The organism is Phaeobacter sp. JH204B, assembly GCF_048055755.1.
In the GTDB taxonomy this organism is placed as follows: domain Bacteria; phylum Pseudomonadota; class Alphaproteobacteria; order Rhodobacterales; family Rhodobacteraceae; genus Phaeobacter; species Phaeobacter bryozoorum.
Map to the genome: position 1 here is coordinate 127,918 of NZ_JAYMXF010000011.1, position 14,005 is coordinate 141,922.

Annotated in this window: 15 protein-coding genes; 11 read left to right on the forward strand and 4 right to left on the reverse strand. The window is 60.9% G+C overall.

All coding sequences use genetic code 11. The annotated features are described in order from the left end of the window. Positions 1 to 64 precede the first annotated feature (64 nt). The 3 genes from VXL81_RS07025 to VXL81_RS07035 all read right to left on the reverse strand — a co-directional run bounded on the left by VXL81_RS07025 (position 65) and on the right by VXL81_RS07035 (position 2,056). On the reverse strand, positions 65 to 1,135 hold the full coding sequence (locus VXL81_RS07025; protein ID WP_416553498.1) for a YeeE/YedE family protein: 1,071 nt from the start codon (positions 1,133 to 1,135) through the stop codon (positions 65 to 67). A gap of 86 nt (positions 1,136 to 1,221) precedes the next feature. Continuing rightward, positions 1,222 to 1,557: an ArsR/SmtB family transcription factor gene (locus VXL81_RS07030; RefSeq protein WP_340546305.1), complete on the reverse strand. Its 336-nt coding sequence runs from the start codon at positions 1,555 to 1,557 to the stop codon at positions 1,222 to 1,224. Positions 1,558 to 1,576: 19 nt separating this feature from the next. Next, a complete protein-coding gene (locus VXL81_RS07035; RefSeq protein ID WP_416536308.1) occupies positions 1,577 to 2,056 on the reverse strand; it encodes a hypothetical protein in 480 nt (159 codons plus the stop codon). Between the two features lie 313 nt (positions 2,057 to 2,369). On the opposite strand from VXL81_RS07035, the gene VXL81_RS07040 reads away from it, so the two are divergent. The 11 genes from VXL81_RS07040 (at position 2,370) to VXL81_RS07090 (ending at position 12,831) form a co-directional block, all read left to right on the forward strand. Continuing rightward, complete coding sequence (locus tag VXL81_RS07040) at positions 2,370 to 3,107, forward strand: cytochrome c biogenesis CcdA family protein (RefSeq protein WP_416553500.1); 738 nt, start codon at positions 2,370 to 2,372, stop codon at positions 3,105 to 3,107. Between the two features lie 37 nt (positions 3,108 to 3,144). Continuing rightward, on the forward strand, positions 3,145 to 3,720 hold the full coding sequence (locus VXL81_RS07045) for a thioredoxin family protein (RefSeq protein ID WP_416553502.1): 576 nt from the start codon (positions 3,145 to 3,147) through the stop codon (positions 3,718 to 3,720). Between the two features lie 201 nt (positions 3,721 to 3,921). Further along, complete coding sequence (soxX, locus tag VXL81_RS07050) at positions 3,922 to 4,398, forward strand: sulfur oxidation c-type cytochrome SoxX (RefSeq protein WP_416553504.1); 477 nt, start codon at positions 3,922 to 3,924, stop codon at positions 4,396 to 4,398. A 49-nt stretch (positions 4,399 to 4,447) separates the two neighbouring features. Next, complete coding sequence (gene soxY / locus VXL81_RS07055) at positions 4,448 to 4,864, forward strand: thiosulfate oxidation carrier protein SoxY (RefSeq protein ID WP_340545303.1); 417 nt, start codon at positions 4,448 to 4,450, stop codon at positions 4,862 to 4,864. Between the two features lie 49 nt (positions 4,865 to 4,913). Then, a complete protein-coding gene (soxZ, locus tag VXL81_RS07060; RefSeq protein WP_340545304.1) occupies positions 4,914 to 5,243 on the forward strand; it encodes a thiosulfate oxidation carrier complex protein SoxZ in 330 nt (109 codons plus the stop codon). A 73-nt stretch (positions 5,244 to 5,316) separates the two neighbouring features. Further along, complete coding sequence (gene soxA / locus VXL81_RS07065; protein ID WP_416536194.1) at positions 5,317 to 6,168, forward strand: sulfur oxidation c-type cytochrome SoxA; 852 nt, start codon at positions 5,317 to 5,319, stop codon at positions 6,166 to 6,168. A gap of 98 nt (positions 6,169 to 6,266) precedes the next feature. Beyond that, positions 6,267 to 7,964, forward strand: a complete 1,698-nt coding sequence (gene soxB / locus VXL81_RS07070) for a thiosulfohydrolase SoxB (protein WP_416542408.1) — start codon at positions 6,267 to 6,269, stop codon at positions 7,962 to 7,964. Positions 7,965 to 8,040: 76 nt separating this feature from the next. After that, positions 8,041 to 9,312 (forward strand): sulfite dehydrogenase, encoded by a 1,272-nt coding sequence (gene soxC / locus VXL81_RS07075; protein ID WP_416553506.1) that lies wholly within the window; start codon positions 8,041 to 8,043, stop codon positions 9,310 to 9,312. Positions 9,313 to 9,373: 61 nt separating this feature from the next. Continuing rightward, a complete protein-coding gene (locus VXL81_RS07080) occupies positions 9,374 to 10,405 on the forward strand; it encodes a c-type cytochrome (RefSeq protein WP_416553538.1) in 1,032 nt (343 codons plus the stop codon). Between the two features lie 184 nt (positions 10,406 to 10,589). Then, a complete protein-coding gene (locus VXL81_RS07085; protein ID WP_416553508.1) occupies positions 10,590 to 11,840 on the forward strand; it encodes an Hsp70 family protein in 1,251 nt (416 codons plus the stop codon). A gap of 181 nt (positions 11,841 to 12,021) precedes the next feature. Continuing rightward, positions 12,022 to 12,831, forward strand: a complete 810-nt coding sequence (locus VXL81_RS07090) for a lytic murein transglycosylase (RefSeq protein WP_416553540.1) — start codon at positions 12,022 to 12,024, stop codon at positions 12,829 to 12,831. A 59-nt stretch (positions 12,832 to 12,890) separates the two neighbouring features. Here the strand turns inward: VXL81_RS07090 and VXL81_RS07095 are convergent, their stop codons facing one another. After that, the gene (locus VXL81_RS07095; protein ID WP_416553510.1) at positions 12,891 to 13,898 is read right to left on the reverse strand and encodes a GlxA family transcriptional regulator; all 1,008 of its coding nucleotides are present in this window, start codon (positions 13,896 to 13,898) and stop codon (positions 12,891 to 12,893) included. Positions 13,899 to 14,005 lie beyond the last annotated feature (107 nt).

Here is a 14,005-nt window from a genome sequence, read left to right on the forward strand (position 1 = left end):
CATTGTCGTGCAGCCGGGGCGAGCCGCGCGGCAGGGCAGTCAGGCGGGCAGTCAGGTGGTGCAGTCAGGCGGCGCGGCGAAAACCGGTGATCAGCTGGCGCAGCCCAACAGCGGCCCCGGCAAAGATCGACAGAAAGGTCACCGGGGCAGAAATCGACAACAGCGAAAAGGCGCTCAGCCCCTGGCCGACCGTGCAGCCCATTGCAAGGACCGCGCCGCCCCCCATGATCGCGGCCCCGATGATCTGGCGGCGCAGCTCGCGCGGGTCGTCGCAGGCTTCCCAGCGGAAATGCCCCTTGATCAGCGAACCGATAAAGGCACCGAGCCAGACGCCGCTGACCGAGCCGACGGCAAAGCTGATCGGCCGCAGGCTGCCGGTCATTGTCCACATGATGGTTTCGCCAAGCGGCGCGGAGAAGGAATGCGAGACCAGAGGTATCGCGTCAAACCCCGTCCGCGCGATATGGCTGCTGCCTGCCCAGCCGCTGATGATGGCAAACGCCACCAGCGCAGCCCAGCCAATAGCGGCCGGAGACTCGCGCACCTCGCGCCCGAGGATAGATATCAGCAGGATCGCACCGCCGATGGCAAAGCCGATAGCGCTGACCGACGCTCCAAGATGGTTGGCCAGATGATGGGCGATGCCGGCGGGCAGATCATCGGTGATGCTCTGTTGCCGGAAAAACAGGTTGCGCAGCGGGGCGAGAGGGCCTGTCAGCACGACAAAGGTCGATACGCCCATCACCAGCACGATGACAAAGCTGCGCAGATCGCCGCCGCCGAGCCGGGCTATGGCGCCATAGCCGCACATCCCGCTCAGGGCCATGCCATAGCCAAATAACAGGCCGCCGCCGATAGAGGCCAGCGGCATCCAGCGAATGGCAAGATATTGCGACTGCGCCGGGTCCAGCCAGCCTAGAGCCATGAGGCCAAAACTTCCCAGGATTGCCATGCCGATTGCCATGCCCCACATCCGCAGACGCAGGGACGAGCCGCCATAGAGCAGATCCTCGATGGCGCCCAGCGTGCAGAACCGCCCCAGCCGCGCCGCCAATCCCAGCAGGACGCCGCCAAACACCCCCAGCAGGGCGGTCAGTTGCGTATCGCTCAGGAGGTCGGACAGGGGGGTGGGCATCTTGTGCGGGTTCCGCCGGTGAAAGAGCTGCGGGGCTGGCGGCTGAAGGTTCCGCTGCCAGTGTGGCCGGGCCGACCGGTCGTCGGTCAGTCCTCCTTGCAGAACAGCTCGTAGACCACTTCCAGGATCCGGCGCGGACGATCATCTGCCAGCCGGTAATAGATCGCCTTGCCCTCACGGCGTGGAATGACCAGACCTTCCAGACGCAGGCGTGACAGCTGTTGGGAAACCGCCGCCTGACGTGCGGAGAGCAGCTCTTCCAGCTCGGTCACCGATTTTTCACCCGACACCAGATGGCACAGGATCATCAGGCGTCCCTCGTGGCTGATCGCCTTCAGAAAATTCGAGGCGCGGGTGGCATTGTCCACCATCGTATCGAGATCTTCGGGGGCCATATCGGCGGAAAACTGTGGCAGGGCCATATCGGTGTTCTCTCCTGGTTCAACCATTGGTGGCCATCGGGGCGGGCTGCTGGTCGGGGGCTTGTCCAGCGTCTGGTTGCTCGGCAGCGGGCGGGACAAAGCCTGCGTGCGCCTGCAGCAGACCGGAAATCAGCGGCCAGAAAAAATCCTCTCCCGGATAGCCTTCCAGTCTCGCCATCTCATGGCCGCCCTCAACGATCAAGAAGGTTGGCGTGAATGTGACCCGCCGTGACAGCGTCAGATCTTTCGGCATGTCGCGCAAATCTGCCCGGCGCAGCGGGGCAAAGGTGCCTTCGGCGGTCTTTGGATAGATCGGCGCAATCTCCGCGTCCCAGCGTTCGCACCAGGCGCAGCCCGGCTGCTCGACCATCACCAGCTCTGCGGCATCGCTGGCCGATGCGATCAGCGGCAATGCCGCCATGACAGCGACCTTTGCCAGCGCCGAGGCAGCGGCGCGGCAGCTGCGATAGGGCAGGGAGGTCAGCGAAGAAAAGGCCATGATGCGATTTGTCTCGATGATCTGTGTGGGGGCCGTGAAGTACGATGTCTGAGCCACGGCCGGTGATTGACGGGTCGGCATGAAGGGTGTCTATATGTACTACGTAATTTGAATATGTGAATAGTACAAGTTTCTACCGGGGTGACCGGCGGCCCGCGCATCTTGTTGGAGCTGTGCCTGATTTGGGCAATCGCGGCTTGCACACGGAGATCGACCGCCAGCAGCCGACAGAAGATACTTCTCGGCGCGATGTGGATCGGCAACTGTGGTCTTGTCTGGTTCGAACGCAGAAGATGGCAAGGGGCCTTGATACATGCTGGAAATCTCTTTGTTCGGAGCGCTTGTTGCGGGGCTATTGTCATTCTTCACGCCCTGCGTGCTGCCCATGGTGCCGTTTTACCTCTCCTATATGGGGGGGCTTTCCATCGCGGAGCTGCGCAGCGACGGCGAGATCGCTTTGGGCGCGCGGCGGCGCCTTGTGCTGGCGTCGATCTGCTTTGCCGCAGGGGTGACCACTGTCTTCGTGCTGATGGGAATGGGAGCCACCGCACTGGGGCAGGTGTTTGGCCAATATCTGGATGTGCTGGCCTATGGCGCTGCGGTATTGCTGCTGGTCTTTGGGCTGCATTTTCTGGGGGTCCTGCGGATTCCACTGCTTTATCGCGAGGCCCGGATCGAAAGCACCGCGCCGCCCGCGACCTTGGCTGGCGCCTATTTGATGGGATTGGCCTTTGGCTTTGGCTGGACACCCTGCGTGGGGCCGGCCCTGGCCTCGATCCTGATGATTGCCTCTGGCCTTGGCGATATCTGGCGCGGCGGGCTGCTGTTGCTGGTCTACGGCGCGGCGATGACCGCGCCCTTTGTGGTGGCGGCGCTGTTTGCCGGGCCTTTTCTTAGGTTTGTGGCCCGCCACCGGTCTGCCTTTGCCTGGGTGGAAAAGGGGATGGGCGTCATGCTCATCATCTTTGCGGTTCTGATCGCCACGGGCAGCGTGCGTTATATTGCCGAGGCTATGATCCGGTGGTTCCCGGGTTTTGCAAGTATCGGCTGAGCGGCCCAGAATGGCGGCCGTATTGGGAGGGTAAGAGATGAAACGACTAATGATCGGACTGTTGTGGCTGCTTTGTGTCGGCTCTGCGGGCGCGGTGGAGCTCGGCGATGATGGCCTGCACAAGACCCCCTGGATGCGCGAGACCTTCAAGGATCTGCGCGAGGATCTGGACGAGGCCAATGCCGAGGGCAAGCGGCTGGTGCTGTTCTTTGAACAAAGGGGCTGTGTCTATTGTACCAAGATGCACGAGGAGGTGTTCCCGACACCCGAGGTCGGGTCCTACATCGGCGACAATTTCTTTGTGGTGCAGCTCAATCTATATGGCGATGTCGAAGTGACGGATTTTGACGGTGAAACCCTGTCGGAGAAGGACATGGCCCGAAAATGGGGCGTTCTGTTTACCCCGACAATGATGTTCCTGCCGCAGGAGGTGCCCGAGATTCCGGCGCCGCGGGCCGCGGTGGCGATCATGCCCGGTGCCTTTGGGGTCGGCACTACGCTCGATATGTTCACATGGGTGAACGAAGAGCGCTATTTGATTGATAACGGAGAAGATTTTCAACGTTACCATGCCCGCCGCATCCAGGAACGGAACAACGGCTCCACCGATTGATACCGGTGATTTGATCGTCTTTGCAGCAAAGATGGCCTTGCCTGCGTGCCGTCGGGCAGACGAGGCCGGATAGGTTGAACGGTCGAAACGACATAATGAAATTCAAATTACTGAATTTGATGTTGCGTTAGCCGGGTGAGGTCGCCTAGGGTAAACGCCAGCGAAGCACGCCAAAGCGCGTGGGAGCCAATGGGAGGAAACATGAAGCAAATATCTCTGACACTGGCAGCCTGTCTGGCCGGGACAGTTGCGTTTGCCGCTGAGATCGCGCCGAAAGAGGTCGCCTATGACGAAGACGGCGCTGTTGCCGTATCGCTCAGCGGTGCTGCCGGGGATGCCGCCAGCGGCGCATTGCTGGTTGGCGACAAATCCAAGGGCAATTGCGTGGCCTGCCATCAGGTGTCCGCGCTGTCGGATGTGCCGTTTCACGGTGAAATCGGCCCTGCGCTGGATGGTGCCGGCAGCCGCTGGAGCGAGGCGGAGCTGCGCGGTCTGGTGGCCAATGCCAAGATGACATTCGACGGCACGATGATGCCCGCCTTTTACAAGGTCGATGGCTTCATACGGCCGGGCGATGCCTACACGGGCGAGGCGGGGACCGAGCCGCTGCCGCCGATCCTGACCGCCCAGGAAATCGAAGATGTGGTCGCATTTCTTGCGACCCTGAAAGAAGACTGACGCAAAGGACCGGGATCTTTTGCGCCATCAACGTCAAAGGAGACATACGATGGAGTTCTCACGTCGCGACACACTTGGCCTTGGCCTTGGGGCCGCTGCCCTGACCATGCTGCCCCTGCGTGTCGTTGCTGCAGCCGAGGATCGGATTGCAGAGTTCACGGGTGGCGCTGATATGGCTGACACCGGCCTGACACTGACCGCGCCCGAAATCGCCGAAAACGGCAATACCGTACCGATCGAGGTCGATGCGCCCGGTGCTTCCGCCATCATGATCCTGGCGACCGGCAACCCGACCCCGGGCGTCGCGACCTTTACCTTTGGTCCGTTGGCTGCCAGCCAGTCAGCCGCCACACGGATTCGCCTCGCAGGCACGCAAGACATTGTGGCGGTTGCCAAAATGGCCGACGGCAGCTTTGCCAAGGCAAGCGCGACCGTCAAGGTGACCATCGGCGGCTGCGGCGGCTAAGCGCGACCTGTCCGTCAGGTTCGCCCCATAGATATCAGGAGTTAACGACATGGCATCCGGTGTAAAACCCCGCGTCAAAGTCCCGAAGAAAGCAGCCGCAGGCGAAGCGGTGACCATCAAGACGCTGATCAGCCACAACATGGAAAGCGGTCAGCGCAAGGACAAGGAAGGCAACGTCATTCCGCGGTCGATCATCAATCGCTTTACCTGCGAGTTTAACGGTCAGTCCGTTGTTGATGTGGCCATGGAACCCGCCATTTCCACCAACCCTTACTTCCAGTTCGACGCCACCGTCCCCGAGGCGGGTGAATTCGTCTTCACCTGGTACGACGATGACGGCTCTGTCTACACGGAACAAAAACCGATCGCGATCGGCTGATCCCTTCCGGATCCATAGGCAAACGCCCTGTCCGGAACGCCGGGCGGGACGACCACCCAAGGGAGGAAACAAGATGAATAATAAGGCAATCACCGCAATTGCCATGGCGCTGGCCTTGCCCGTTACCGCCTTTGCCGAGGCGGATGATGATACGCTGGTCGTCAATGACGAGATCGAAATGGTCACCAAGACCGCCGCACCCGCGCATGTTGCTGATGTGCTGGACGAGGTGATGTCAGGCTGGCATTTCCGCTCGGATGAGACGCAGGCGCTGCAGATGGATGATTTTGACAACCCTGCAATGGTCTTTGTCGATCAGGCAATGGACACATGGTCCAAGGTTGAAGGCACCGCGGAGAAATCCTGCGCCTCCTGCCACGACGATGTCGAAGAGAGCATGGTCGGCGTCCGCGCGGTTTACCCCAAGTGGAATGAGGATGCAGGCGAGATGCGTACCCTCGTCATGCAGATCAACGACTGCCGCGAGAACCAGATGGGCGCGGAGAAGTGGAAATACACCAGCGGCAAGATGGCGGCCATGGAAGCGCTGATTTCGGTGCAATCGCGCGGGATGCCGGTCAACGTGGCCATTGACGGCCCGGCCCAGTCCACCTGGGAACAGGGCAAGGAGCTTTACTACACCCGCACCGGTCAGCTGGAACTCTCCTGTGCCAATTGCCACGAAGACAACTATGGCAACATGATCCGCGCCGACCATCTGAGCCAGGGCCAGATCAATGGCTTCCCGGTCTATCGCTTGAAGAACACCAAGCTGAACACGGCCCATGCGCGGTTCAAAGGCTGCGTGCGTGACACCCGTGCAGAGACTTACAAACCGGGTTCGGCTGAGTTTGTGGCGTTGGAGCTCTATGTCGCATCGCGTGGCAACGGCCTCTCGGTCGAGGCACCGTCTGTCCGCAACTGATCCGCGTGGCCCCGTGTCAGAGATGATGCGGGGCGCGTTTCCCTCAATATCATTCAAACATGCGAATATATCGTGTGTCTCAGTAGGAAGATGAACCCATGATCTCGCGGCGTGATTTCTTGCAGGTCTCCATGGCAGCGTCAGCGCTGGTTGGTGCCTCAGGTTTTGGCAGCTGGGCCAGACTGGCAGCGCAGCAGAAGCTGACACAGGATCAGCTCCTGCAGTTTGACACCTATGGCAACATCAGCCTGATCCATGTCACGGACATTCACGCTCAGCTGAAGCCGATCTATTTTCGTGAGCCCTCGGTCAATCTTGGGGTTGGTGACAACAAGGGCCATGTTCCGCATATCACCGGCGCGGATTTCCGCAAGGCCTATGGGATCGCCGATGGCAGCCCCTCAGCTTATGCACTGACCTACAATGATTTTGCGTCGCTTGCGCAGGGCTATGGCCGGGTCGGGGGGCTGGACCGGGTTGCCACCATTATCAATGCGATCCGCGCCGACCGCCCCGATGCGCTTCTGCTGGATGGCGGTGACACCTGGCATGGTTCCTACACCTGCCATCACACCGAAGGCCAGGACATGGTCAATGTGATGAACGCGCTGAAGCCGGATGCGATGACCTTCCACTGGGAGTTCACGCTGGGGTCGGATCGGGTGAATGAGATCGTCGAGGGGCTGCCCTTTGCCGCACTTGGCCAGAATATCTTTGATGCGGAATGGGATGAACCGGCTGAGCTGTTCAAACCTTATAAGTTCTTCGACCGTGGCGGCGCGAAGGTTGCGGTGATCGGTCAGGCCTTCCCCTATATGCCGATTGCAAACCCCGGCTGGATGTTCCCGGAATACTCCTTTGGGATCCGCGATGAACATATGCAGGAGATGGTCGACGAGGTACGCGCCGCTGGTGCGGATGTTGTTGTGGTGCTGTCGCACAACGGTTTTGACGTTGACAAGAAAATGGCCGGTGTGGTCAGCGGCATCGACGTGATCCTGTCCGGCCACACCCATGATGCGCTACCGGAACCGGTTCTTGTTGGTCAGACCCACATTGTTGCGTCTGGGTCCAATGGTAAATTCGTCTCCCGCGTGGATCTGGATGTGCGTGACAGCCAGCTGATGGGGCTGCGGCACAAGCTGATCCCGGTGTTTTCGGACGTCATTGCGCCGGATCCGGTGATCAGCCAGCTGATCAACGACCAGCGCGCGCCCTATGAGGCAGAGCTGGCCGAGGTGATCGGCCAGACTGATGAGTTGCTCTATCGGCGTGGCAATTTCAACGGCACTTGGGACGATCTCATCTGTGACGCGCTGCTGACCGAGCGTGAAGCCGATATCGCCCTGTCGCCCGGCGTGCGTTGGGGGCCGTCCTTGCTGCCCGGCGATGACATCACCCGCGAGGATATCTGGAATGTCACGTCGATGAGCTACGGTGCAGCCTATCGCAATGAAATGACAGGCGAATTCCTGAAGGTGGTGATGGAGGACGTGGCCGACAACATTTTCAATCCCGACCCTTATTACCAGCAGGGCGGCGACATGGTGCGCGTCGGTGGTATGGGCTACCATATCGACATCACCAAGCCGCAGGGCGAACGGATCAGCAATATGACACTGCTGAAGACCGGCGAGGCGATTGACCCGGCCAAGACCTATATCGTTGCCGGTTGGGCCAGCGTGAATGAAGGGACCGAGGGGCCGCAGATCTGGGATGTGGTCGAAAGCCACATTCGCAAGATGGGCACCGTTACCCTTTCCCCGAACAATTCCGTGCAGGTGTCGGGCGCCTAAGCCCGGCATCCGCGAAAAATTTTTGCGCTGATGAATTCACGAAAGTGAATTTTTCGATGTAAGGAGGCAATCAGAGATGACTGATAAACCGAAGCAAACCAGCCGGTCGCGCCGCCAGTTTCTGGCCGGTGCTGCGGCGGTTGGGGCAGGGGCAGTGGCGAGCCGTTCTGCTGGCGCCGCGACACCCGACCCGCTGATCACAGAGGTGCAGGACTGGGCATCCGGTCTTGGCGACGGCGTGGATACCACCCCCTACGGCCTGCCGATCAAATACGAAAGCGACGTGGTCCGGCGCAATGTGGAGTGGCTGACGGCGGACACCATCAGCTCGATCAACTTCACGCCGATCCACGCGCTGGACGGAACCATCACCCCGCAGGGCTGCGCCTTTGAACGTCATCACTCCGGCGCGATTGAGCTGCGCAAGGATGACTACCGGCTGATGATCAACGGCCTGGTCGACACGCCTTTAGTGTTTACCTATGCGGATCTGGAACGCTTCCCGCGCGAAAACCGCGTCTATTTCTGCGAATGTGCTGCGAATTCCGGCATGGAGTGGGCCGGCGCGCAACTCAATGGCGCGCAGTTCACCCATGGCATGATCCACAACATGGAATATTCCGGTGTCCCGCTGCGCACCCTGCTTGAGGAAGCGGGCGTAAACCCCGCAGGCAAATGGGTTTATGTCGAGGGGGCGGATGCGTCCTCCAACGGGCGCTCGATCCCGCTGGAGAAGGCGATGGACGACGTGCTGGTCGCCTTCAAGGCCAACGGCGAGGCGCTGCGCAAGGAGCACGGCTATCCGGTGCGCCTCGTGGTGCCGGGCTGGGAAGGCAACATGTGGATCAAATGGCTGCGCCGGATCGAGGTCATGGCGGGTCCGGTCGAGAGCCGCGAGGAAACCTCGAAATACACCGACACGCTGGCCAATGGCATCAGCCGCAAGTGGACCTGGGAGATGGACGCAAAATCCGTTGTGACCAGCCCAAGCCCTCAGGCACCGATTACCCATGGCGCCGGGCCGCTGGTGATCACTGGCCTGGCCTGGTCCGGGCGCGGCGCAATCACTGGCGTGGATGTGTCCCTGGATGGCGGCAAGACCTGGACCGAGGCGCGGCTGGCGGCACCGGGAACGGACAAGGCGCTGACCCGGTTCTATCTGGATATCAACTGGGACGGGTCCGAGATGCTGCTGCAAAGCCGGGCTCGCGACGCGTCGGGCTATGTGCAGCCAACCAAGGCGCAGCTGCGCGAGGTGCGGGGGCTGAATTCGATTTATCACAACAACGCCATCCAGACCTGGTGGGTCAAGGCAAACGGGGAGGCGGAAAATGTCGAGGTTTCTTGAAGTGGTGATGAAGCCCACCGAGGGGAGGCGGAGTTTGCTTGCAGCAGCTGTCTTTTCCACCATGGTCGTGACGCCAGCCGCAGCGGAAAAATTCGGCCTCGGTCGCCCGGCCATGCCGGAGGAAATCGCGGCCTGGGATCTCGATGTCTCTCCCGATGGCACCGGGCTGCCCGAAGGCTCGGGCGATGTCTTCACCGGCGAGGAGGTCTTTGCCGAAAAATGCGCGGTCTGCCACGGCGATTTCGCCGAGGGTGTGGGCAATTGGCCCAAGCTCGCGGGCGGGCAGGGCACGCTCGACCATGACGATCCGCTGAAAACTGTCGGCAGCTACTGGCCGTATCTCTCTACCACGTGGGATTACGTGAACCGTTCCATGCCCTTTGGCGACGCACAATCTCTGACCCCGGATGAGGTCTATGCGATTGTCGCCTATATCCTCTATTCCAACGACCTGGTCGATGATGAGTTCGTGCTGTCGGACGAAACCTTTGCCGGGGTGAAGCTGCCCAATGCGGATGGCTTCATTCTGGATGACCGGCTGGAAGCGGAAAAACACTTCTGGAACCCGGAGCCCTGCATGGAGAGCTGCAAGGACAGCGTCGAGATTACCATGCGCGCCATGGTGCTGGATTTGACGCCGGACGAAACCGATGCCGCTGAGACACAAGCGGACACGGCAGCCGAACCGGCCGTGCCCGCCGCAGAGGCAGACAGCGCGTCCGTCAAAGAGGCCGTCGCCCCAGAGGCTACCCCAGACATCGGCCCAGACCCTGAGCTGGTCGCAAAGGGCGAGAAGACCTTTCGCAAATGCAAATCCTGCCACCAGATCGGCGCGGGCGCGAAATCGAAAACCGGTCCGATCCTGAACGGAATCATCGGCGCGCCAGCCGCCCATGTTGATGGGTTTCGCTATTCCAAGGCGCTGCTAGCGGCGGCAGAAAATGGGCTGGTCTGGGATGAGGCCGCGCTTGCGGCCTTTCTCGCAAATCCGAAGAAATACATGAAAGGGACCAAGATGTCCTTTGCGGGGTTGAAGAAAGACGCCGATATCGAAGCAGTGATCGCTTATCTGAAGGCCGCAACCGCCGACTGACCCCGCCAGCACTCCTCAGTGCGGGCGTCAGGCGATGCCTGCCTCCCACCACCTCCGCGATGGCTATCGCGGGGGTGGTTTGCGTTCCGCCAGAGTTGTGTCGTTCCGCCGCTGTCTGAACACTTGTTTTGCACAACGTCTTCAGATACTCACGCCGGTTCTTTCTCAGCGATAGGTGCCAGACATGCCCACTCCCAACACCCTTGGAATCGACTTTGGCACCTCCAACTCGGCAGCCGGTGTTGCGGTCAACGGACGACCCTGGCTGGTGGAGATCGAGCCGGGGGAAACCACGCTGCCAACCGCCGTTTTCTTTGATCCTGATCGTCGCAAGATGATTATCGGGCGGCCAGCCACCCGCGCGTTGATCAATGGGGACGAAGGCCGCTTCATGCGTGCCTTGAAAAGCCTTCTCGGCACGCCGCTGATGTATGAAAAGCGTCGTCTGAACGGTGAGCTGGTCGATTTTGTCACTATCGTGGCCCGTTTTCTGGCCGAGCTGAAGACCCGGGCAGAGGCGGCAACCGGCCAGTCGTTCAGCCATGCGCTGTCAGGCCGTCCGGTGCTGTTTCACAGCAAGGATGCAGCCCGCGATGCCCAGGCCGAAGTGGACCTGCGCGCCTGCTATCTGGCCGCAGGGTTTGAGGAGGTCCGTTTCATGCTGGAACCCGAAGCGGCCCTGCGCTCGGCACAGCCCAAGCCCGGCATCGGCCTGATCGTTGATATCGGCGGCGGCACCTCGGACTTCACAGCCTTTGAGCAGTCACGGGATGGGACCGCGCGTATTCTGGCCTCGCATGGCGTGCGTCTTGGCGGGACCGATTTCGATCGGCAGCTGAGCATTGATTACGTGATGCCGCTGTTGGGGCGCGGCAGTGCCATTCGCAACAGTTTTGGCGGCGGCAGCCTGCCTGCACCCAACCGGCTGTTCAACGATCTGGCGACCTGGCAGATGATCCCTTTCCTCTATGCTGCCGACAGTCGCCGCGCCGCGCAGGATCTGGCGCGCAATGCCGAAGAACCTGAAAAACTGGCACGGCTTGTCTCCGTGTTGGAAGATGAGCTGGGGCACGATCTGGCCTTTGCCGTTGAGCGGGGCAAAATCGCGGTCAATCACCCAGATCGCCGCCGCGCGGTGATTGATCTGAAGGTTCTGGAACCGGGGCTGTCGGTGCCCCTGGACACGCAGAAGCTTGAGCAGAGCCTGGCGAGCGATATCGACGAGATCACCGCCTGTGCCCGCGAGACCCTTCGTCGGGCGGATCTGCGCGGTGATCAGGTCACGCGGGTGGTTCTGGTCGGGGGTTCGGCCCTGCTTGCGGCGGTGCAGACGCAGATGCAGCAGCTCTGTCCGCGCGCTGAGCTATATTCAGAGAACGCGATGACAGCTGTCGCCGATGGTCTGGCGCTGGCTGCGGGCAGCGCGTTTGCCTGAGGCCGCCAACTGACGTCGGACATAGGCTTGCGCCGGGGTGATCTGATGGCTGGTCTCGACGCAGATTTCAGCTAGACTGAAGGTTCAGCCCATAAGCTTCGGATTCAGGTTTTTTAAGATGTTCCAGTTGTTTCGCCCCTTCACCTCAGATGCCACCACCACTCATCGTCGAGCGCCGCTGCTGCTCAGCCGTCGGCTGTCAGCCATCGCAGCCGCCGCGATACTGGCCTCTGGCCTTCCCCTTGCCGCGATGGCGGCATCCTGCGGCAATACCTCTGCCGGGTTTGAGACCTGGAAACGCGATTTCGCCCAGGAGGCGCAACGCGCCGGCGTCCGCCAGGCCGGGCTGAAGGCGCTGGCCAATACCAGCTACGCCAGCCGCACCATCGCCGCAGATCGCAACCAGAAGAGCTTTCGCTATTCTCTTGAGAAATTCATGCAGATCCGCGGCGCCAATACGATCATCGCCCAAGGCCGCAAGCGCAAGGCACGCAATGCGGAGTTCTTTGCCGCCTTGGAACGCAAGTTCGGGGTTCCGGCCGGGATCCTGATTGCGATTCACGGTATGGAAACTGCGTTTGGCAATTACATGGGTGACAGTCAGGTAGTCTCGGCCATCGTGACGCTGACCTACGACTGCCGCCGCTCCGATTTCTTCAAACCCCATGCCATTGGTGCGCTGAAACTGGTGGATCAGGGCGCCATTACCGGCGCGACCAAAGGCGCCAAACACGGCGAACTGGGGCACACCCAGTTCCTGCCGGGGAATGCGCTCAACTACGGTGTGGACTGGGATGGCAACGGGCGGGTGGATTTCTACAACATGGGGGATGCGCTGGCCTCAACCGCCCATTTCCTGCGCAAGAAAGGCTGGAAACCCGGGCGTGGCTACCAACAGGGGGAGCCGAATTACCGCGTGCTGAAGGAATGGAATGCGGCAACCGTCTACCAGCAGTCGCTGGCAATCATGGGGCGCAAGATCGACGGCTGAGGACACCGCCTGCTCATCCGCAACGGGGGGAGTCTGCTGCTGTCGGCGGCTGCTGCGGCTCAGTTCCACCCCTTGCGGAAAAAATGCGGGCTGGCGCCGAACTTGCGTTTGAACTGGCGCGAGAAATGCGTGGCGCTGTTGAAGCCAGACGCCAGCGCGATCTCGGTCACTGACATCGAGGTCTCGTTCATCAGCGCAAAGGCATGGCTGAGCCGCATGTCGAAATAGACATGCATCGGGCTCTGGTCGAGATAGCGCGCAAACAGCCGCTCCAGCTGACGGCGCGAGATATCCAGCCGATCACAGAGCTCGCCGATTGAGAGTGGCTCCTCAATTGATTCCTGCATCAGCTGAAGCGCGTTCAGCAGCCGTTGGTTGCGGCTGCCGATTGCGACCGCGTAATTGGACTTCTGCGGTGTGCTCTGCCCGCCGGTACGCACATGCAGGCACATGTCGGCAACAATGATCGCCAGCTGCTTGCCATGGCGTTCCTCGATCAGGTTCAGCATCATATCTGTGGCTGCATTGCCGCCGCCGCATGTCATCAGAGTATCGCTGATTTCAAAGATCCGGGGCGATGGGAGCAGGTCCGGATATCTCTCGACAAAACCGGGCTGGTTCTCCCAGTGCAGGGTGAACCGATGCTCGCCCAGCAGCCCAGCCTGCGCCAGAGCAAAGGCCCCGGTGCAGATGCCGCCGATCGAGCGGCCAAAGCGGCGTTCGCGCCGCAGCCAGTTCAACACCGCTTCACCGGCGGCATTCTGCGGTTCCACGCCCGAGCAGACAAAAGCCAGAGCATCCCCCGGGAGCGGACCCATTGGCAGGTCCGGCGTGATGGTCATCCCGTTTGAACAGCGGATCGGTTCGCCATCCGGTGTCATCACATACCAGCGATAGAGCTGCGTATTGGTGACCTGATTGGCAATGCGCAACGGCTCGACGGCGGCCGCGATGGGCAGCATCGTCGCCTTCGGCAGCAGCAGGAAATAGAAATCCTGCGGCTCACCGTCAAAGGGGATCGTCAGATTGGCCGACGCCCCTTTTTGCACAAAATAGTCATCGATCATTTCGGGAACCTGTAACACACCGGTTTTGGTTGGGTCTGTGATCTTTGCTTGTTAACCGCGATCTGCGGCCTGCATCCCACCTTTTGCGACGGCGGGGCGATGGTTTT